General features: G+C 47.4%; 11 protein-coding genes and 1 pseudogene. 8 read left to right on the top strand and 4 right to left on the bottom strand.

Annotation, left to right across the window (positions count from 1 at the left end; genetic code table 11):
- Nucleotides 1-517: 517 nt before the first annotated feature.
- Nucleotides 518-7,276, top strand: coding sequence for a non-ribosomal peptide synthase (locus D0A34_01550; GenBank protein ID UNU17715.1), 6,759 nt, complete (start codon nt 518-520; stop codon nt 7,274-7,276).
- A complete protein-coding gene (locus tag D0A34_01545) occupies nt 7,273-11,547 on the top strand; it encodes a non-ribosomal peptide synthetase (protein ID UNU17714.1) in 4,275 nt (1,424 codons plus the stop codon). The genes D0A34_01550 and D0A34_01545 overlap by 4 nt, the downstream gene beginning before the upstream one ends.
- Before the next feature lie 344 nt (nt 11,548-11,891).
- Here D0A34_01545 and D0A34_01540 read toward each other — a convergent pair.
- From D0A34_01540 to D0A34_01525, 4 genes and pseudogenes are all read right to left on the bottom strand, one after another.
- Nucleotides 11,892-12,768: pseudogene (locus D0A34_01540) on the bottom strand (IS630 family transposase).
- 232 nt (nt 12,769-13,000) lie between these two features.
- Nucleotides 13,001-13,945 carry an FTR1 family iron permease gene (locus D0A34_01535; GenBank protein ID UNU17713.1) on the bottom strand — a complete coding sequence of 315 codons (945 nt, stop codon included), beginning with the start codon at nt 13,943-13,945 and terminating at the stop codon, nt 13,001-13,003.
- Between the two features lie 78 nt (nt 13,946-14,023).
- On the bottom strand, nt 14,024-15,052 hold the full coding sequence (locus D0A34_01530; protein UNU17712.1) for a helix-hairpin-helix domain-containing protein: 1,029 nt from the start codon (nt 15,050-15,052) through the stop codon (nt 14,024-14,026).
- Between the two features lie 160 nt (nt 15,053-15,212).
- Nucleotides 15,213-16,217 carry a copper oxidase gene (locus D0A34_01525; GenBank protein UNU17711.1) on the bottom strand — a complete coding sequence of 335 codons (1,005 nt, stop codon included), beginning with the start codon at nt 16,215-16,217 and terminating at the stop codon, nt 15,213-15,215.
- A gap of 308 nt (nt 16,218-16,525) precedes the next feature.
- Between D0A34_01525 and D0A34_01520 the strand changes: the two genes are divergently transcribed.
- From D0A34_01520 to D0A34_01495, 6 genes are all read left to right on the top strand, one after another.
- Nucleotides 16,526-17,215 (top strand): DNA-binding response regulator, encoded by a 690-nt coding sequence (locus D0A34_01520; protein ID UNU17710.1) that lies wholly within the window; start codon nt 16,526-16,528, stop codon nt 17,213-17,215.
- A 77-nt stretch (nt 17,216-17,292) separates the two neighbouring features.
- Entirely contained in the window at nt 17,293-17,532 is a 240-nt protein-coding gene (locus D0A34_01515; GenBank protein ID UNU17709.1) for a hypothetical protein, read from the top strand.
- Complete coding sequence (locus D0A34_01510) at nt 17,529-17,876, top strand: type II toxin-antitoxin system PemK/MazF family toxin (GenBank protein ID UNU17708.1); 348 nt, start codon at nt 17,529-17,531, stop codon at nt 17,874-17,876. Before D0A34_01515 ends, D0A34_01510 begins: the two co-directional genes overlap by 4 nt.
- Before the next feature lie 20 nt (nt 17,877-17,896).
- Complete coding sequence (locus tag D0A34_01505; protein UNU17707.1) at nt 17,897-19,228, top strand: two-component sensor histidine kinase; 1,332 nt, start codon at nt 17,897-17,899, stop codon at nt 19,226-19,228.
- 264 nt (nt 19,229-19,492) lie between these two features.
- Nucleotides 19,493-21,481, top strand: a complete 1,989-nt coding sequence (gene htpG, locus D0A34_01500) for a molecular chaperone HtpG (protein ID UNU17706.1) — start codon at nt 19,493-19,495, stop codon at nt 21,479-21,481.
- A 154-nt stretch (nt 21,482-21,635) separates the two neighbouring features.
- The gene (locus D0A34_01495) at nt 21,636-21,872 is read left to right on the top strand and encodes a 50S ribosomal protein L28 (protein UNU17705.1); all 237 of its coding nucleotides are present in this window, start codon (nt 21,636-21,638) and stop codon (nt 21,870-21,872) included.
- Nucleotides 21,873-21,920: the final 48 nt, after the last annotated feature.

The raw sequence follows: 21,920 nt of genomic DNA, 5'->3' as shown, positions 1-21,920 counted from the left end.
GATGATTGATATCTGTTGGCGATCGGCAATTATACTGAATCTACAACAATTGAGCGCGAGATCCTGCGTCAGCTATTGCTGATAAAGGGGTACAAATTGTCAGCTCAACAGTTGCATCCTTTTTTGAGTAATAGTTTTAGGACGGTTAGTACATTGGTATGGGGGAAGTCCAGGTTAAAACTCCGCTGACAATTGCCCGTCAGGAACCATCGCGGACTGGGCAGCGAGCGCTTGTGATTTGGATCACGGGGATCAAAGGAATCGGTAGGGTAAGCTAGGCTTTGGCAATCGCAAAGCTGAGGGACTGGCGTTAGATGGCGAATGAGGAGTGATGATGTCAACCTAGCTACTTAAAATCTAAAATTAGCTCACTAGGCGTCTAGAGCGGGCGGCGAACTCTTTCATTCCTGAAACAGGGAATGATTATCAGCGCAATGAAGTGATTTTCCAGGCAGTGGAAAGACCCCGTAGTAAAGACTGGTGATATTAAGTGGCTCCAACTATAAGCAATACAAATATGTATCTTCAGAATCAATTTAGTTGTTTTCTTATTGGAGAAGGAACTTTACCTATTCAATGTGCTGAACTTCTTTTAGAGCGGGGTCATCAGATTTTCGGCGTCATCTCCCCTGATGCCTCGATAAGTAGCTGGGCGAAGGCAAAGGACATACCTCACATCCAGCCAACAGATAATCTCATAGCATTTTTAAGACAACAGCCTTTTGATTACCTATTCAATATTGTCAACAGGTCGCTATTACCCAAAGAAATTTTGGAGTTGCCGCGCCAGTTAGCGATCAACTACCATGATGCCCCACTGCCGAAGTATGCGGGACTCAATGCTACCTCTTGGGCTTTGATGCACCGGGAGAAGAGTCATGGGGTGACATGGCATGTGATAAGCGATATGGTGGAGGGCGGCGATATCCTGAAGCAGGTTGCTATCGATATTGCTGATAACGATACGGCTTTTTCTCTCAATGGGAAATGTTATGAAGCGGCGATTCGTTCGTTTGAAGAGTTAGTTGATGAGATCTCACGTGGTCAAGCGTTAGCGAACAAGCAGAACCTGGATGAGCGAACCTATTTGGGACACTCAAAAAGACTTTTTGCTGGAGGTGTACTCTCGTTCAATCGTTGTGCCTATGATATACATGCCGACATTAGGGCATTGGACTTTGGTTCCTACCCCAATACCCTTGGTGTGGCGAAGTTGGCTATAGGGAGCGACTTGATCGTTATCCCCAAACTCGAAGTTAAGGATGACCTATCTAAGTCGTCTCCAGGAACGATAACAGCGATTGGACCCAGCTTCCTGACGGTTTCTACAGCAAGTTACGAGGTGGTGCTGCGCCAGGTGCTGACCATAGATGGTCAAGTGCTATCGATTCATGATTTTGTCGAGAGATTTGGACTGCAAGTCGGGTATCAGTTTAAGGACATGGAGCCAGATAGGGCGAGGCGTATTGAAATGTTTGATGGATTAATTGGTGAGCACGAGGATTTTTGGGTAAAGAAATTGGCGACGTTACAGCCAATTACGGTTCCCTATGCAGATCGGATGGCATCACACTTGGAACAGAAGCAGTACACAAGTGTAAAGATGTCCATACCGCATGAGGTCACAACATTTCTGGAGGAGCGCCAGCCCGAATGGAATCAAGGCGACTTCCTGTTTGCTGCTTTTGCTACTTATCTAGCCCGTATTGGAGGAACTAGATGTTTTGATATCGGATGTAGAGATGTCGAGGTGCAACGGGAGCTGATTAGACTGGAAGGCTTTTTTGCATCAATTGTTCCTTGTCGCGTAGATATAGACTACGAGCAAAGTTTTGAGGAAGTTTTTAAAGGTTTTAGGCAGCAAGTGGAGTTGACCAAACTTCACAAGACTTATGCGCGTGATGTCGTAGCTAGGTATCCGGCTCTTCGTTCATTGCCTGAGCTGAGTCGTGAGCCGATGTTTCCGGTGGTCGTAGAACGGGTAGAAAAACTAGAAAATCACCAAGCTGGGTTGGGGAATGAGTTGACCCTGGTCATTCCGTCAGAGGGGAAAGAATGCTGTTGGCTCTATAACACCGAAGCATTAGATGGTGACAGCATTGCCAGGATGGTGGATCAGTTTACTACTTTTTTGCAAGGTATTATAACTGACCCCGAAAGGCGCGTTGCCGAAATTCCCCTGCTATCTGAGCAGGAGCTTCACAAAATTCTGGTGGAGTGGAATGATACTCAGGTAGATTATCCCCAGGATAAGTGTATCCATCAGTTATTTGAGGAGCAGGTCGAGCGGACACCTGATGCGGTGGCGGTAGTTTATGAAGACAAACAGTTGACCTATCGGGAACTAAATGCAAGAGCGAATCAGCTAGCGCACTACCTGCAAAAACAGGGGGTAGGACCAGAGGTTTTAGTGGGGATTTTCGTAGAGCGATCGCTTGAGATGATGGTGGGACTTCTGGGTATCCTCAAAGCCGGTGGAGCATACGTTCCTCTCGATCCAGCGTATCCCTCTGAACGGCTAGGCTTCATGCTGGAAGATTCTTCTGTACCAGTGCTGCTGAGTCAGTCGAAGTTGGTCGAGAAGCTTCCCCCCCATTCTGCGCGTCTCGTCAACTTGGACAAAGACTGGGAAGAAATTGTCCAACAAAGCAAGGATAACCCTAGCAGCGTCACCCCCGATAACCTAGCCTACGTTATCTACACATCAGGGTCTACAGGAAAACCCAAAGGCGTTTTAATCCAACAGGGGTCGCTAGTCAATTACACAACGGCTGCGAGTGCTGAATATAGAATATCTGAAGGCGATCGCATCCTCCAGTTTGCCTCTATTAGTTTCGATGCTAGTGCCGAAGAAATCTACCCCTGCCTGACTTCTGGCGCAACACTCGTCTTGCGAACCGATTCCATGCTGGACTCAGTGGGTGGATTTTTGCAAAAATGCAGAACTTGGAACTTAAGCGTCCTAAGTCTACCGACAGCGTACTGGCATGAACTGACAGCAATATTAAGCAAAGAAACTATTGCACTCCCCCCATCATTACGCTTGGTAATCATTGGCGGAGAAAAAGCACTGCCCAAACGATGCGAAACTTGGCTTGAGTATGTAGGACAGCGAGTGTCCCTGGTGAATACTTACGGCCCTACAGAAGCGACTGTGGTGGCAACGATATGCGAGTTATCGACTGCTGACCTAACATCGACAGAGTTGCCGATCGGTCGTCCAATTTCTAATTTGCAAACATACATATTAGATCGGTATCAACAACCCGTACCAATTGGCGTTCCGGGAGAATTGCACATTGGCGGTGATGGACTAGCAAGAGGATACCTCAACCGTCCCGATTTAACTGATGAAAAATTTATCCCCAATCCTTTTAGTAACGAACCGGGTTCTCGCCTTTACAAAACAGGCGACCTAGTCCGCTATCTACCCGACGGGAACATCGAGTTTTTGGGTCGCATCGATAATCAGGTGAAAATTCGTGGCTTCCGCATTGAATTAGGCGAAATCGAAACCGCCATCTCTCAACATGCCTCCGTCAAAGAAACAACAGTCATCGCCAGTGAAAACCTCGCGGGCAATAAACAATTAGTCGCCTATATTATCCCCCAATCAGAAGCAGCACCCAGCCTTAGCGACCTTCGTCATTTCCTCAAAGAGCAACTCCCAGATTACATGATACCTAGTGTTTTTGTTACACTAGACAAATTCCCTCTCTCCCCCAACGGCAAAATAGACCGCCGTGCCTTACCATCACCTGAAATTAGACCAGACAAAGAACTCACATTTGTCGCCCCTCGTACTCCGATTGAAGAAATACTAGCTAACATCTGGTCAGATGTACTGGGAATTCAACAAAAAATAGGCATTTCCGACAACTTCTTGGAATTGGGTGGACATTCTTTGCTAGCCATCCAGGTTATTTCTCGAGTGCGCGACACATTGGGGGTAGATTTATCTCTGCGCTGTCTGTTGGAAGCGCCTACAGTAGCAGAACTGGCCCAGCATATGGAGACAGTCGGAGAGCAAAACCCCAAATTGATTTTTCCGCCTATCCAACCTGTCGAGCGAACCCAGAACCTGCCTCTGTCTTTTGGCCAAGAACAACTGTGGATTCTTCATCAACTCGCATCAGATACTGCCGTTTATAACGAACCTTCAACCATTCGCCTGCCTGGGAATGTCAACGTAGCAGCCCTGGAAAAAGCCCTCAATGAGATTGTCAAGCGTCACGAAATACTGCGGACAACCTATAAGATGGTTGATGGGCAACCGATGCAAGCGATCGCCCCATCCTTGAGTCTACCACTTCCAGTAGTAGACCTGAGATCGCTTCCAACTTCAGAGCGAGAGGCGGAAGCTTTCCGACTGGCGACACAAGAAGCACGGCAACCCTTCGATCTCACTTCTGGGCCACTGCTGCGAGCTACTTTAATGCGGTTTGACGAAAGAGATTACAGGTTATTCCTGACGGCACACCACATTGTAGACGATGGCATTTCCTCTTACAGTGTTTTCCTTCCCGAACTGCAAACGCTTTATCAAGCTTTTTGTGCTGGCAAACCCTCGCCGCTAAAAGAATTACCCATCCAGTATGCAGACTTTGCTGTATGGCAGCGGCAATGGCTGCAATCAGAGGTGCTGGAACCACAGATTGCTTACTGGAAGCAGCAGCTAGCCGGCCTGTCCGTGCTACAGTTGCCCACAGACCGCCCGCGAACGGCTCGTCAATCCTCTAGAGGGTCTCGGCAGTGTCTAGCGCTATCTAGGAACTTGACCGACGAACTATTGGCACTCTCGCGGCATGAAGGGGTGACGCTTTTTATGACGCTGCTGGCAGCGTTCAAAACATTACTGTACCGCTATACGGGAGCTGATGACATTCCTGTAGGTACTGTTACCGGAAGCCGCAACCGACCCGAGCTTGAGGGGTCGATTGGGTTTTTCCTCAACACTCTCGTGCTGCGTACAGATTTATCGGGGAACCCTAGTTTCCAACAGCTATTAGAGCGGGTGCGGGAAGTTACTTTAGAGGCAGACGCTCACCGCGACTTGCCATTTGAACATCTGGTGCAAACACTGCAACCAGAACGTTCTTCGAGCCAGAACCCCCTGTTCCAGGTTTCCTTTGTCCTCGAACCTCCCATGCCTGCCCTTGATTCTGGTTGGAACATGAGTCAGTTGGATGTGGTTACTGGTACAACTAAGTTCGATCTGACTTTGGAATTAGATGAAAGACCAGAAGGTATTATTGGGCGGATTGAGTACAGTACGGATTTATTTGAGAGCAGCACAATTTCTCGCATGATAGGGCATTTCCAGGCTCTATTAGAAGGAATTGTCGCTAATCCTCAAGCGCGAATTTCAGACTTGCCTCTGCTGACAGAAACGGAGCGCCACCAGCTCCACGTCGAGTGGAATAACACCACAACAGACTATCTGCAGGATAAATGTATCCATCAGTTATTTGAGGAACAGGTTGAACGGATACCCTCTTCTGTAGCGGTGGTGTTTGAAGGGGAACAACTCACCTATAGGGAACTGAACGCAAGGGCAAATCAACTCGCCCACCACCTCCAAAAATTGGGTGTGGAACCAGAAATGCTGGTGGGAATTTGTGTAGAGCGATCGCTAGAGATGGTCGTAGGACTCCTAGGCATACTCAAGGCTGGGGGGGCTTATTTGCCCTTAGACCCATCGTATCCCCAGGATCGTCTAGCCTTCATGCTGGAAGATGCCCAGGTGTCGGTGCTATTAACCCAACAGAAGCTAGTCGCAGGTTTTTCCGAGTACAAAGCACAGCGTTTCTGCTTGGACACCGACTGGGAAGTAATCGCCCAAGAAAGCGAGGAAAAACCCGTCAGCAGCGTAATGACCGATAACCTCGCCTACACAATCTACACATCGGGTTCTACAGGGAAACCAAAAGGAGTGTTGGTAACCCATCAAAACCTAGTCCACTCCACCAGTGCTCGTATTTCTTATTACAGCGAACCCGTCACCAGTTTCCTATTACTTTCGTCGTTTGGCTTTGACAGTTCGATCGCGGGCATCTTTTGGACATTGTGCCAGGGAGGCATCCTTGTACTACCGCCAGATAAGTTCCAACAAGAGCTGTTACAGCTTACAAAGTTCATCGCTCAACATCAAATATCGCATTTATTGAGTCTTCCATCTCTCTATAGCCTGATTTTGGAGCAAGCGGAACCACAACAGCTCACTTGTCTTCGTACTGTTATTGTGGCAGGCGAACCCTGTTCCAGAGAGTTGGTTGAACGCCATACTAAGCTGCTGGCTCACACATCTTTGTTCAACGAATACGGTCCAACAGAAGGAACGGTTTGGAGCAGTGTATATCATTGTCAGCCTTCGGGACTCACAACACAGGTTCCGATTGGTCGCCCCATTGCAAATATGCAGATATATCTGCTGGATAAATATTTGAGTCCTGTTCCCATTGGTGTACCGGGCGAGATCTATATCGGCGGCGCAGGCATCGCCCGAGGCTACCTCAACCGCCCGGAGTTAACCAACCAGAAGTTCATCCCTAACCCCTTTAGCGATGAACCTGGGCAACGCCTTTACAAAACTGGGGACTTAGCCCGCTACCTAAGCGACGGCAACATTGAGTTTCTCGGTCGCCTCGACCATCAGGTAAAGATTCGCGGCTTCCGCATCGAACAGGGCGAGGTTGAGTCAACACTCCTCCAACACCCCACCGTGCGAGAAACCACAGTCATAGCTAGAGAAGACATCCCCGGCGACAAACGTCTAGTAGCCTACGTCGTACCCAACCCAGAGCAGACACCCACCATCGATGAACTGCGCCGCTTCCTCAAGCAGAAACTGCCTGACTACATGGTGCCATCAGCCTTCGTATTGCTAGATGCCCTGCCCCTGACCCCTAACGGCAAAGTAGACCGCCGCGCTCTACCAGCGCCTGACCAGTCACGACCCGACCAGTCAGTCACGTTTGTGGCTCCTCGCAGCCCGATCGAGCAGCAGCTAGCTGATATCTGGGCTGAAGTCCTAAGACTGGAGCAGGTCGGCATCCACGACAACTTTTTTGAATTGGGGGGACATTCCCTGCTGGCTACCCAAGTTATTTCTCGCTTGCGCCAAGCCTTCGGAGTGGAACTCCCCGTGCGTACTTTATTTGAAGCACCTACCGTGGCTGACTTAGGCACTCGCCTTGAGACAGTTCGTTGGGCAGTGCAAGAGTTACAAGCTCATGAGAGCGACACAATGGGTGATTATGAAGAGGGAGAACTATGAAAACGATTGATGAGTTTTTGTCTGAGCTTCGCTGTCTAGACGTGAAGCTATGGAACGAAGGCGATCGCTTGCGTTATAAAGCTCCCAAAGAAACACTGACACCCGCTCTGCTGCAAGAGCTAAAAGAGCGCAAAGCAGAAATCCTCGCATTTCTGCACAAGGCTAATGCTGCCACCAGTTCCAATCTTTCTCCGATATTGCCTGTCCCAAGGGATGGAAACCTCCCCCTCTCATTTGCCCAGCAGCGTCTCTGGTTGCTCGCTCAATTGGAACCAGACAGCCCTGCCTATAACATTCCCGCTGCCTTTAGCTTAATCGGTTTACTCAACGAAACCGCACTCTCGCAGAGCCTGAGTGAAATTGTCCGACGCCATGAAGTCCTCAGAACCACTTTTCCATCGGTGGATGGGCAACCAAAGCAAGTCATCTCGCTAGATACAGCTTTAACACTGCCAATAATAGACCTGAGAAAACTTTCTCCAGACCAGCGGCTTTCTAAAGCTCAACGCCTTGCCACCGAGGAGGCTCAACAACCCTTCGACCTAGCTACTGGACCATTGTTTCGCGTCCAACTTCTGCGCCTAGAAGAAGCGGAATATATGCTGCTCGTGACTATGCACCACATTGTTTACGACGGCTGGTCTTACGATATTTTCTTACGGGAACTGGCAGCGCTTTACGACGCCTTCTCCAGTGGCAAGCCCTCACCCCTCTCCGAACTGCCCATCCAATATGCTGACTTTGCCCACTGGCAGCGCGAGTGGCTACAGGTTGAAGTCCTAGAGTCTCAGCGGGACTACTGGAAACAGCAGCTAAGTGGCAACCTCCCCATACTACAACTGCCCACTGACTACCCGCGCCCACCAGTTCAGACCTATCAGGGTGGGTACCAATCTCTGGAATTACCCAACAACCTAACCCAGGCACTCAAAGCCCTGAGCCAGCAGGAGCGGGTCACTCTGTTCATGACCCTGTTAGCAGCATTCCAGACATTCCTCTACCGATATACCGGGCAAGAAGACATTATCGTAGGGACTCCCATCGCCGGTCGCAACCAAGTGGAAGCCGAGGGTCTGATTGGATTTTTTGTTAATACCCTAGCTCTGCGTACCTACCTCAGTGGCAACCCAACTTTCCAAGAACTGCTAGGTCGAGTGCGCGAGGTTGCTTTAGGAGCCTATGCCCACCAAGACCTACCTTTTGAAAAGCTCGTAGAAGAACTACAGCCCGAACGAGACCGAAGCCGCACGCCGCTGTTCCAGGTGATGTTCGTTCTACAGAACACTCCAAGCTCAGCCTTGGAGTTACCAGGTTTGACCGTCAACTCCCTGAATATTGACAGTGGAACGGCGAAATTCGATCTAACCCTATTCATAATGGAGACGGCGCAAGGACTGAGAGCCTCGTTGGAATACAACACCGACCTCTTCAATGCCGCCACCATTACTCGGATGCTGGGGAATTTCCAGACCTTACTCGAAGGCATGGTCGCCAACCCTCAACAGCGTCTCTCAGACTTACCGCTGTTGACAGCAGCCGAACAACATCAGTTGCTGGTGGAGTGGAATAACACCCAAACAGATTACCCAAGTAACACCTGTATTCATCACTTATTTGAAGCCCAAGCCGAGCAAACTCCTAACGCTGTTGCCGCAGTCTTGGGAAGCGAGCAACTTACCTACCGAGAGCTAAATCACCGTGCCAATCAATTAGCACACCACCTGCAAGGGCTGGGGGTAGGACCAGAGACATGCGTGGGGATTTGTGTAGATCGATCGCTAGATATATTAGTAGGACTCCTAGGCATCCTCAAAGCCGGTGCAGCCTACTTACCCCTAGACCCGGCATATCCGCAAGAGCGTCTCACCTTCATGCTGGAGGATGCCCAAGTCCCAGTCCTATTGACCCAACAGCCGCAGGTTGAGAAACTTCCCTCACATCGAGCCAAAGTAGTCTGCCTAGACACTGACTGGGAGGCCATTAACCGAGAGAGCCGGGAAAACCCCATTAGCAGCGTGACGGCTGACAACCTAGCCTATGTAATGTATACCTCCGGTTCTACAGGCAGACCCAAAGGTGTTAGCGTCATCCATCGAGGTGTAGTGCGGTTAGTCAAAGGAGCCAACTATGCCAACCTAGCAGCAGAAGAAGTCTTCCTACAGCTAGCTCCCATCTCCTTCGACGCCTCAACATTAGAAATTTGGGGCAGCCTACTTAACGGTGCGCGGCTGGTGATATTTCCCCCCCATACGCCATCCTTGGAAGAGTTGGGACAAGTTATCCAGCAATACCAAATCACAACTCTGTGGCTCACAGCGGGTCTGTTTCACCTAATGGTGGATGAGCGACTGGAGGATTTAAAGCCCTTGCGTCAACTCTTGGCTGGTGGTGATGTTTTATCTGTTCCCCATGTCCAGAAATTTCTCCAAAAAATAGGAGACTGTAAGCTAATCAACGGTTATGGTCCAACCGAGAACACGACCTTCACCTGCTGCTACCCAATAACAGAGCCTGACCAACTCGGTAACTCCGTCCCCATTGGACGCCCCATTACCAATACCCAGGTTTATCTGTTGGATAGCCACCTACAGCCTGTCCCCATGGGAGTTCCCGGCGAGTTGTACATCGGCGGCGACGGCTTAGCCCGAGGCTACCTCAACCGCCCAGACTTGACCGAAGAGAAATTTCTCCAAAACCCTTTTAGTGATGAACCAGGAACACGCCTCTATAAAACCAATGACCTAGCCCGTTACCTCCCCAATGGCAACATCGAGTTTCTCGGTCGCATCGATAATCAGGTGAAAATTCGCGGCTTTCGCATCGAACTGGGAGAAATTGAAGCGGTGCTGGCACAACACCCTACTGTAAAAGAAACCGTAGTCACAGCTAGAAAAGATATCTCCGGCAACAAAAGCTTAGTCGCCTACATCGTTTCCCACCAAGAGCAAGCATCCACAATCGATGAACTGCGCCGCTTCCTCAAGCAGAAACTGCCCGACTATATGGTGCCTGGAGCTTTCGTACTTCTAGAGGCTTTGCCCCTGACTCCCAACGGCAAAGTAGACCGCCGCGCCTTACCAGCACCCGACCAAATCAGGAAAGAGCCAGAAGAAACCTTTGTAGCTCCCCGCAATGAATTAGAACTCCAGCTCACACAGATTTGGGAAAAAGTTTTAGGTGTCCACCCCATCAGCGTGAAAGACAACTTTTTTGACTTGGGAGGACACTCCATGCTGGCTGCACGCCTATTCGCACAAATCGAGAAGAAATTGGGCAGAAATCTCCCTCTGGCTAACCTCTTCCAAGCACCGACTATTGAGGAACTAGCTAGGATTTTCAGCCAAGAAGACCATAGCTCAGAACAGAAGAAATCAACAATGCAGCTTGAGAGTGCATCTAACCTTCTGAATCAGTCTGGAACGGCATCACCTTGTTCCTCACTGATAGTGATTCAACCTAAGGGTTCCAAACCGCCTCTGTTCTGTATCCATGTGCTTGGCAGAGGTCTCAAATTCTACCGCCCTTTGGTAAATCATTTGGGTCTAGAACAACCCCTTTATGGACTAGCCGCACAAATTATGGATAAAAAATATGCTCCCCCGAATCGGGTTGAGGACTTAGCCGCTCACTATATAAAAGAAATGCGGATTCTTCAGCCCGATGGGCCTTATTTTCTGGCTGGCGTATCTTTTGGGGGCAGTGTAGCCTTCGAGATGGCTCAGCAGCTAGTCGCGCAAGGTCAAAAGGTAGCTCTACTAGCCTTATTGGATACACACACTTCAGAGGCACTCAAACAAATATCAAGCACAGAGCTCCTCTCTGCTCACTGGAGTAACTTTTTACAACTCGGACCAACATATGTTTTAAAGAAGGCGAAGGATAACGTGAAGGGAAAAATCCAGAGGTTCAACGATAAGCTTAATCATAGCCTCAACGAGATTGGCTGCAAGTTTTACATAGGTATCGGACGACCCTTGCCTAAGGATCTTCAAGACTTCACTTTTCAACAGGAAAACATTCAGGCATCAAGAAACTATGTACCGCAAGTCTACCCTGGTCAAGTAGTCCTCTTCCGGTCTACAGATCAGATTATCGGTGTAAGCTCTTACGCAGATCCTCTATTGGGCTGGGGCGAACTTGCTGCTGGAGGATTAGAATTCCATGAAGTTCCTGGTACGCACCTTGGTATGTTACAAGAACCTCATGTACAGGTGCTAGCCGAAAAATTGAAAGCTTGCTTAGATAAGGCTCAGGCAGAAACTCATTTGTGATCTGCCGCTTACGGTTGGAATCGGCGGTGGATAGATCCATGCTTATGGGGGTAAATAGAGAACCCAAATGGGTTCTCTAAGAGACTGGGTGAGCGCGGGATACTAGATGCGATGCGATCGCCACCTTATATCATGTCCGGTCGATTAATCATGATTAAACTTTTGCCTCCGGCCACCAATAGACTGGACTTCCCCCATAAAAATATACTAACCGTCCTAAAAGTCTTACTCAACAAAGGATGCAACTGTTGAGCTGACAATTTGTACCCATTTATCAGCAATAGCTGATGCAGGCGATCGCGCTCAATTGTTGTAGATTCAATATATAGCAACCGCCAAGGCGGTTAGGATGCAAGGCGTAGGACATCATCGATCGCATCACGTAAACAGTCAAAGCGCTTTAATTGTTTGCGGATGCGACTTTTGAGCCAAGACTCTTCTTTGTTCAATCCTGTTCAAATCAGGGGAGTACGGCGGTAAATACAACAATCTACACCCTACACTTTGAATCAATTCCTCAATTCGACCACCTTTATGAAACGTGGCATTGTCCATCACCACCACCTGTCCTGTCACAAGTGTTGGCAGTAAACAAGTTTAAGGCCAAATTTCAAAAACTGTTCGATTACACGCTCCAACGACGGTAAAAGGGGCGAGCAATTTTTGGTTACATAGAGCAGCAATCATATTTACCCTACCCTCACGTCGCCCAGATTTCAGTGCATGAAACCGTTGCCCCTGTTCGTTCCAACCATAATCATACTGGTCTCTATTATCCATGCCAGATTCATCAACATAGACAATCTGAGCCGAGGGAATGGTGGACCAGGAGGTTACAAAAGCCTGCCGCTTGACTTCATCCCGCGGACGGTAGCCGTAGGTCTTTTTTTTCGAGTAAAACCAATTTTTTTCAAAGCCCGCGAGATTGTGCGTGAGCTAATTTCTCCATCCCAAAGTGAGGCCATTTCAACTTGAGTTTTATCCCCATGAGTCTTGGCTTGCCTCACGAAATTTGTCCCAATCACTAATTTTATGACCGTTACCGTTTGGCTTATTAGGTAATGCTAAAAAGTCTCCTGTTTCGGTTTGTCGCTTCAACCATAAGCCGATTGTGTTGCAACTGATATTAAACAGTATACTCGCTTCACTAATCTTTAAGCCATCTAGTTTGATAGCTTGAATGACTTTCTGACGTAGGTCGTAACTGTAGGGTTTTGGCATGGGTCGTGCGATCGGGGCAGCATCCGAGACTACTTCCAGTTTACACCCTAACCGCCTTGGCGGTTGCTATAATTGCCGATTACCAACAGATATCAATCATCTACATGGGTACACAATTTTTTACTAAACAATTGAAACCTTTGTGGTGAGAGGCTTTTGAGCTTGTGTAAGTATATTTGCAGGGGGAAGTTCAGGCTAAAAAGCCGATCGTATTTCGATCGTACTTAATTTCCTATTTACTTGCCTGGGTTTTTTTGAATGGGAAAAACACTCGACCTGCCAAACTTTGGAAGTAGATGCCACCGACGGTAATTAAAAAGACGAAATAAGCGATCGCCTGCACGACATAGAGCTTATCCGTGTAGCCAAACAGCGCACTCAACAACAAACCTGGAAACTTGTCTTCGGGAAGCAGTTGCGACGTATTCCAGACCATCGGCCCGAGAATGCAAGAGTGGATTTTAGTAAATCTTTCGTAATAGAAACACAGTGCTGCTGATTCGCGATTTGTTTGCGATAAAATATTCATCCCGCTGTCAAAAAGTCCCAAAGTAGATACCACTAAGCCTGCTACAATGAAGAGCAATAAAATGCCCATATATTTGAAAAACAGGCGGATATTAATTTTGACTCCCCATTTAAACAGCAGGACACCAAGTCCGGTGGCTGAGAGAATGCCTGCCAAAGCGCCAATTGCCGGAATAATCCCTTGTTGAAACTTGGCGACGACAAACAAAACAGTTTCAAACCCTTCGCGCAAAACGGCAATAAAAACTAAACTAAATACGCCCCAACCGGCATGAGAGTTTTGCGTTAAGGCGGCACTCACAGCGCCTTCGACTTCGGCTTTCATAAATCGCGCTTGCTTGGTCATCCAAATCAGCATCCAGCTCAGCATTGCTATTGCTATAACCCCAAAGATTGCCTCTAGCAGCGACTCCATAATCGGTGCAAAAGGCTGATTGGATGCGGACAAAATTTGAATAGTCCAGCCGAAAAGTACCCCTATCAAAGCGCTGGCAATAAGTCCAACGCCAACACCGGCGAAAACCCAAGGGCTTAAATAACTTTGTCCCGACTTTTTGAGGCAAGCGAGAACAATTCCGACAACTAAGGCGGCTTCGACTCCTTCGCGGAGAGTAATTACAAATGTGGGCAATGCTTCGCTAAAAGTCATCTTTTTAGTTGAGGTAATATCTGGAGGTAATTGATAATTTGTTTTACCAATTACCGTTGGTGGTTGGAGTTAACTTTTTTAAGATGCGGGTTTGACAACTTTTTGGCTGTCGCTTTCGATCGTTTTAACTAGCTGGTTGACTTGCTCGGTGGTTTTTACGGGGGCGGCGGGTGCGATCGCAGTTGGCCAATTTGCCTTAAGTTCATTCATGTTGGCAACAATTGCTTTGTCAATTTCCGGGCTAGTTTTAGCCACTTGAGCGGCAATATCTTTGTACAGGCTTTCCGCGTACATGACAAAACCCCGCGAATCTTGATATTCAATAATTGCGGAAATTTTGCCGTTAGCAACTGCCGCTCCGTATTCGGAATTAGCTGTATCCAGCAAGCCGTTAATCACTTGCAGCACGAACTTCGGATCTTTTCGCTGCGTTTCGGGAAGGGCGGCAATTGCTCCATCAACTGCTTGCATTGATGTGGTAAATTCCGCCTTGACTTGAGCCGGATCTTTTGCACCCGCTTTAACTAAATCCTGCAATTTAATTAAAGTAGCCTTAAATTCAGGAATTTTACGCTCGTTTAGCTGATCTTCCACATCGGCATAAATTTCTTCGACTGGATGCCCGATGTGCGGTTCTGCCTGGTCTGGTTTGCCTTGATCCAAGAGTTCTTGGGCTACGATAAGATGCCCTTTCATCAAGCCAAGTTTAGTCATGTAGTCTACATCTTTGGGTTCGCCTGTCAGCACCACATTTTCAATAGTTACCAAGTCTTTGATTTGGTCGAATTGCGCTTGAGTAATGACATTTTTGGAAACCAATTCTTCGACTTTTCCGTAAGGGCGGCTGGCTTGAATTTTGTTAGAAAGGGCCGGCACTCCTAACTTGGCTTCGAGTTTATCTAACTCTGAAAGAATGGCAGTATTGATGTTGATGCCGCCTTTGCCGCCGTGATGCCCGCTGTGACCGCTTGTGGATGCGGGACTGGCTGTGGCAGCGGGTGAGGTGGTGCTGTCGGTGTTGCTGGTTGTGGGGGAAGCGCAACCAGCAAGAGCAACGAGGATGGCTGTAGCAGTGACTGTAGGTAATAAACGAAATGTGGAGAACATGGCAGTTGCTAATTTTTACGTTATGTGCATTTGGTTTCGCAAGTTATTAAGAATAATTCTCAATTATTTGCGAGCTATTCATTCTACCTATTTGCGATCGAGCTTGTCAAATAATTTCATACTTTATTTGAATCGCCACACCCTGGTAGTAGGATTGGGTTTAAGTGATGACTTCAAATACACCCATGCAGCCAGCTTCGGCGATCGCATCTTGATGGGGATGAAACATAAATTTTCCAGCGTAGCCGTAGGTAAATTCTAAAATATGCCGTTCAGCTACTCCCATTGTGATTACATCGGTTCTTTCACTGGGAGTCAAAGTCATTCCCGTGCGATATACGTCAAAAAAGTTTGCGTGCAAGTGGAATGTTACGGCAGGTTCGTACTCAATTAGGTTGAGAACGTACAGCCGAATTAGCTGATTTTTGTAAATAGGTATGGGGTTGTTCATGTAATAATTAGGCAAGCCGTTAAAAGCGTAGAGTTCGTTTGTTTCGTCGTCGTTTACGTCGTATCCTCCCATGATTAGCATGATTTCATCAGCGGGGGGACGGGGTTTTGGCGGATCGATGATGAACATTCCATAGAGTCCTTTACCTATATGGCGAGTTACGGGTTCAATATGGCAGTGATATAGATGCAATCCGTAAGGATTGGCATCGAATTCATAAATAAATACAGAACCGTTTTTCACTGGTTTAACGCCATCCATTTCGCTGGTATGAACGCCGTGAAAGTGCAGCGAATGAGAATGTCCGGCTTTGTTATAAAAAATGACGCGGATACGATCGCCCTCTGTTGCCCTCAATGTCGGCCCCGGCACGCGATTGTTGACGTTCCAGGTGTTGAAAGTGACGGCGCTATTAAGTTGGACGATCGAAGTATTAGCTTCCAAGCGAAATTCCCGAACCGTGCGCCCATTTTCGCGCGTCACCGTGCCGTAATCAAAATCCCGCGCAATTTGCATCGGGTTGATATTGCTGACGGTGAGTGCATCTGCGGGGATGGGCGGTATTCTCGCGACTGATGTCGGTTTGCGAGTCAAGTTTTGAAGTGCGATCGCGCCGCCCGCTACCCCAGCCCCAGCTATTCCTAGCTGTAGCAGTTGGCGGCGACTCCAGCGCCCAGCCTTTTTAATAGCGGGACGATCGGATAAATCTGTCATACTTATTGATAATTTTTCTCAAAAATTTACTCATGGTTGATTATAAGACATTACTAGCTTGTTGTCAATTATTGTCAACAGTTATCTTTTTCTGGAAAGTCAATCGATTTTAGATTTTAGATTTTAGATTTTAGATTTATTCCCGTCAGTCAGCCTGCGCGTTGGAATGAATCCGGGGGCTTGCGATCCAATTAGTTTCGGTCATAAAATTTCATGCTGATTTCATCTTAGTATGTGAGGTTAGATGTTGGGGTAGATGCTGCCGATCGCTAACAATGTATAAGGATTTACCGCTATAAATTAGAGTTATGAGAGTTTTGCTAGTTGAAGATGAGCCAGATTTAGGGAAAGCGATCGATCGAACCTTAAAGCAGGAAAAATATATAGTTGATTGGGCCCTAGATGGCAATGAAGCTTGGGAATATTTAGACAGTCACTGGACGCAATACACCCTCGCTATTTTTGACTGGTTGCTACCAGGATTGTCAGGATTGGAACTGCTGCGGAAATTGCGTGCTAAAAATAGCGCACTGCCCGTTTTGATGCTGACCGCAAAAGACCGTATGGAAGATAAAGTTGCGGGACTAGATGCAGGGGCTGACGATTATTTAGTTAAACCGTTTGGGATGGCGGAACTGTTAGCAAGATTGCGGGCTTTGCAAAGGCGATCGCCCCAAATTCAACCGCAACAGCTACAGGTAGGTAATCTCGTTCTCGACTGCGGAAATCGCACTGCTTGTCATCTCGATTCCCACGGCACAAATCAGATAATTTCGCTGACCAACAAAGAGTTTCAACTACTAGAATACTTTATGAAACATCCCAACCAAATTATCACCACTGACCAAATTCGGACTCAACTATGGGAGGCGAGTGCAGATACCTTTAGCAATGTGGTAGCAGCTCAAGTGCGCTTGCTGCGGCGCAAACTTGAGTCGGTTGGCGGCGCGAATTTAATTGAAACCGTTCACGGCGTCGGATACCGCATGAGACATTAAAGCTGTAGGGGCAACGGCGGGGGGATTATATCTCGTTTCCAGTATCTGGCTATAATATAGAAAACTCGATCGTAAAAATGGCTGCTATGAAAGATTTAATCCAACAAGAGTTAGAAAAGCTCGATCTAGAACAACTCAAACAAGTATTTGAATTTATTGCCTTCCTAAAATTCCGTGCCAGATTAGCTACTATTCCAGCAATCGATGAAACTAACTTAGCTGCACTCTACGGCGAATTTGCCGAAGAAGACCGACAACTTGCGGAACTCGGAATAAGCGAATATGCAGAACTCCTAAAACATAAGGATTTGGCATGACAGTCAGACGAGGTGAAATCTGGATTGCAGCCCTAGATCCTACACAAGGTTCCGAACAGGCTGGTGTACGTCCCATAATTATTTTCCAGAACGATACTATTTCGAGATACACGACTACTATTCTCAGTATTCCTTTAACAACTAATCTGCGCCGTGCCTCTCTCCCTTCCTGTGTTTTCATTCCCAGCGGTGAGGGAGGATTGACTCAAGATTCCGTTGCATTTTGCCATCAAATGCGAGTTTTGGATAAAACACGCTGGCGAAATAAAATTGGTGAAGTTAATTCAGATATCTTGGTACAATTAGAAAATAATGTACTATTTACCTTGGGATATTTACCTTAAAAAAAAGCGCTCGACTCAATGTGAATCAAAATAAACTATTTAACCGGACTCGCTGGCAATTAGCCATTTCCTATGCGGCTGTAATGGGTTTGATTTTAAGCTTGTTAGGATTGGGCGTATATAAGGCGATCGCCCACGCTCACTGGGTAGCCATAGACCGCGAATTAGAATCGGTAGCGGGGACGCTACACGACAGCCTAGAACTCAAATTGCAGCAGCCCGGACGCTTGGAGCCTATAGTAAACGAACTTTTGCCCAACCTCCGCCTAATTGGAGTTAAAGGCATTAAAGAACAGTTGCCAAGCCGTCATATTTTAAGCGCTATCAACCAAGGCTATTACTATATTCGTTTATTTGATTATTCCGGTAAATTAATTGCTACAGCAGGCGCTTATCCCGAAGAATTACAATCCGAATTTAACTCGCAATATTGGCAAACACTAACTGACACCCAAGGCAATGTTTATCACCAAATTTCTGTAGCGCTACACACCCAAACCCAGCAAGACTGGGGATATTTTCAAGTTGGGCGGAGCCTGCAAGACTTCAATGATTATCTCAGTACAGTGAAATGGGTTTTGAAATTAGGATTGCCTACAGCCTTGATTTTGATAGGCTTTTCTAGTTGGTTATTGGCAGGATTAGCCATGAAGCCCATTTATTCTTCCTACCGACAAATTCAACAGTTTACAGCGGATGCTGCTCACGAATTACGGACGCCTTTAGCGGCTTCGCAAGCGACTGTAGAATCGGCGCTGTTGACGCCTCAATTGGATGAAAAAGAGGCGCGGGAAATTTTACGGACGATCGATCGCCAAAACCGACGATTAACTCAGTTAGTGGCTGATTTGCTGCTGCTGGCTCGCATGGATAATCAAGCGATACGCGATCGCCCTCAATTATGTTGTTTGAATGACCTTGTTAGCGATTTAGTAGAAGAATTGGCAGCTTTGGCGATCGCTTCTAAGGTAGCGTTAACATCCGAAATGCGAGTGCAGCAGCAATTAAATGTTGTCGGCAATTCCGACCAACTTTATCGCTTAGTTGCTAATTTAATTGTTAATGCCATTCAATACACTCCGGCGGGCGGGAAAGTAACAGTTATTTTAGATTGCAGCCACCAAGATGCGCTCATTCAGGTTCAAGATACCGGTATTGGGATGGCGGCGGCAGATTTAGAACGAATATTCGATCGCTTTTACCGAGTCAACAGCGATCGCTCGCGCCATACTGGCGGTTCGGGACTGGGATTGGCGATCGCCCAAACCATAGCCCGCGCACACCGCGGCAGCCTCAGCGCCCGCAGCGAATTGGGTTCCGGCAGCACCTTTCTCCTGCAGTTGCCTTTGTGAGCTACTATGTGAGGGCAACGGACATCTTGCACCATGTTCGCTTCACAGGCTTTTCGGCCTGTTCCACAAAAAGTGAATTATCTTGTGGGGAGTAGGGGTTGGACAGGAGAACCCGCCCGTGAAAGGCTGATTGAGAATTGTGCAAGATGTGGGGAAAACCGAATCATCTTTTTGTGGTAATCCCTTTTGCAGAAGAGAGCACGATCGCCGAAAATCATTAAATAGCTATTTCTAAGCAATTAGCAGTCATCAGAGAGAAAAATTATGACAGTTTTAGAACAGGGAACAATCTCAATCCATACCGAAAATATTTTCCCGATTATCAAGAAGTCGCTATACACTGACCACGAAGTCTTCTTGCGGGAACTAATTTCTAACGCCGTCGATGCCATTGCCAAACTCAAAATGGTTTCTCGTTCCGGCGAATACAGCGGCGAGATGGGCGAACCGCAAATCAATATAGCGATCGACAAAGAAAACAAAACCCTCTCAATTTCCGATAACGGGATCGGCATGACCGCCGACGAGGTAAAAAAATACATCAACCAAGTCGCTTTCTCCAGCGCAGAAGAATTTATTCAAAAATACCAAGGCAGCGGCGACGACGCAATCATTGGTCACTTCGGGCTCGGTTTCTACTCTTCTTTCATGGTGGCGAAGAAAGTAGACATTGATACTCTTTCTTACCAAGAAGGCTCCCAAGCAGTACACTGGTCTTGCGACGGTTCTCCCGCTTTTGAACTATCAGAATCTTCCCGCACGGAACGCGGCACTACTATTACTCTTACCCTCCAAGACGAAGAACAAGAATATGTAGAACCCACTCGCATTAAGCAGTTAATCAAAACTTACTGCGATTTCATGCCCGTTCCCATCAAATTTGAGGGAGAGGAACTCAACAAGCACAAAGCTATTTGGCGGGACTCAGCCAGCAATTTACAAAAAGAAGATTACTTAGAACTTTACCGCTACCTTTACCCGTTCCAAGACGAGCCTCTGCTGTGGGTACACCTGAATACAGATTATCCTTTCATTGTCAACGGAATTCTTTTCTTTCCAAAACTGCGGCCGGATGTCGATGTTACGCAAGGCAATATTAAGCTATTCTGCAACCAGGTTTTTGTCAGCGACCACTGCGAAGAAATTATCCCGAAATTCTTGATGCCGCTGCGGGGCGTCATTGACAGTACCGACATTCCCCTGAACGTTTCTCGCAGTTCTTTGCAAAGCAATCGCACTGTGCGGAGAATCGCTGATTATATTGCGAAAAAAGTGGGCGATCGGCTGAAAGAACTTTACCGCGACGACCGTGACGAATACATCCGCTGCTGGCAAGATATCGGCACTTTTGTCAAGTTTGGAACTCTCAACGATGACAAGTTCAAAAAGCAAGTCGAAGATATCTTAATCTACCGCAGCACCTACGAACCAACCGCCGAGAAGCCAGAAACTGTAACGCCAGAAGTTCAGGTGCAAACAGAGGAAGGAGATTTGTGGCAAGATGTCACTCCGAAGTCGGAAAATTCTAGTTCCACGCAGCCTTACACGACTCTAAAAGAGTATTTGGAACGCAATCAAAAACGCCACGAAAATCGCGTGTTTTATTGTACCGATCCGGCCTCTCAAGCAACTTACGTGGCAATGCACAAAAGCCAAGGTTTAGAAGTGCTGTTTATGGATTCTTTCATCGACACGCACTTTATCAGCTTCTTGGAAAGAGAATACTCAGATGTCAAATTCTCGCGGGTTGATTCCGACATCGACGAAACGCTAATTGACAAAGAGAAAGAAGCGGAAATTGTCGATCCGGCGACGAATAAGACTCGCAGCGAACAAGTTAAAGAAATGTTCCAAAAAGCTCTCAATAAGCCGAAAGTGAACATTCGCACAGAAGCTTTGAAGTCTGACTCTGCGGAGGCGACGCCACCTGCGATCGTACTTTTGCCGGAAGCTTTGCGCCGGATGCGCGATATGACGGCGCTTTTGCAGCAGCAAGCCGCCGAATTCCCCGAAGAACACGTTTTGCTGGTGAATACCTCTCACCCGCTGATTCAAAATCTGGCTAGTTTGAGTCAGGGTGCGATTATTCAAGGCGGCGGGGAGTCTCCGTCAAGTCAGTTGGCGAGTATGATTTGTCACCACGTTTACGACTTGGCTTTGATGGCCCAGAAGGGTTTCGATGCTGAAGGGATGAAAGATTTTGTCGAGCGATCGAATCAAGTCTTGACAAAATTGACTGAACGTGCAATGTAATTATCCCCCCCAACCCCCCCTTGCTAAGGGGGGAAGCAAGAGTTTATTTCTATTGGTAAAGGGATAAGTCAAGCCTTCTTCCTTCTTCCTTCTTCCTTCTTCCTTCGGGTATAATGAAATGCTGCACGCAAAAAACGGTAATCTGGAGGGAAGTATGTCACGGAAATGTCAGCTAACGGGGAAGAAGGCTAATAACGGTTTTGCAGTTTCTCACTCGCACCACCGCACTCACAAATTGCAAGACGCCAATTTGCAGTGGAAGCGGGTTTGGTGGCCGCAGGAGAAGCGCTGGGTAAGATTGCACCTTTCTACAAAGGCAATTAAAACCTTGCAACACAAGGGTTTGGAAATCATGGCGAAGGAAGCTGGAATTAACCTGTACAAGCTTTAAAAACCTTGGGTAAATTAAAATGAGGGCGATCGCACACTTGAGAGTGCG

The sequence above is a fragment of the Microcoleus vaginatus PCC 9802 genome, from assembly GCA_022701275.1.
Taxonomy (GTDB): domain Bacteria; phylum Cyanobacteriota; class Cyanobacteriia; order Cyanobacteriales; family Microcoleaceae; genus Microcoleus; species Microcoleus vaginatus_A.
The sequence above is the reverse complement of the archived record's forward strand: the minus strand, read 5'-3'. Positions and strand labels throughout refer to the sequence as shown.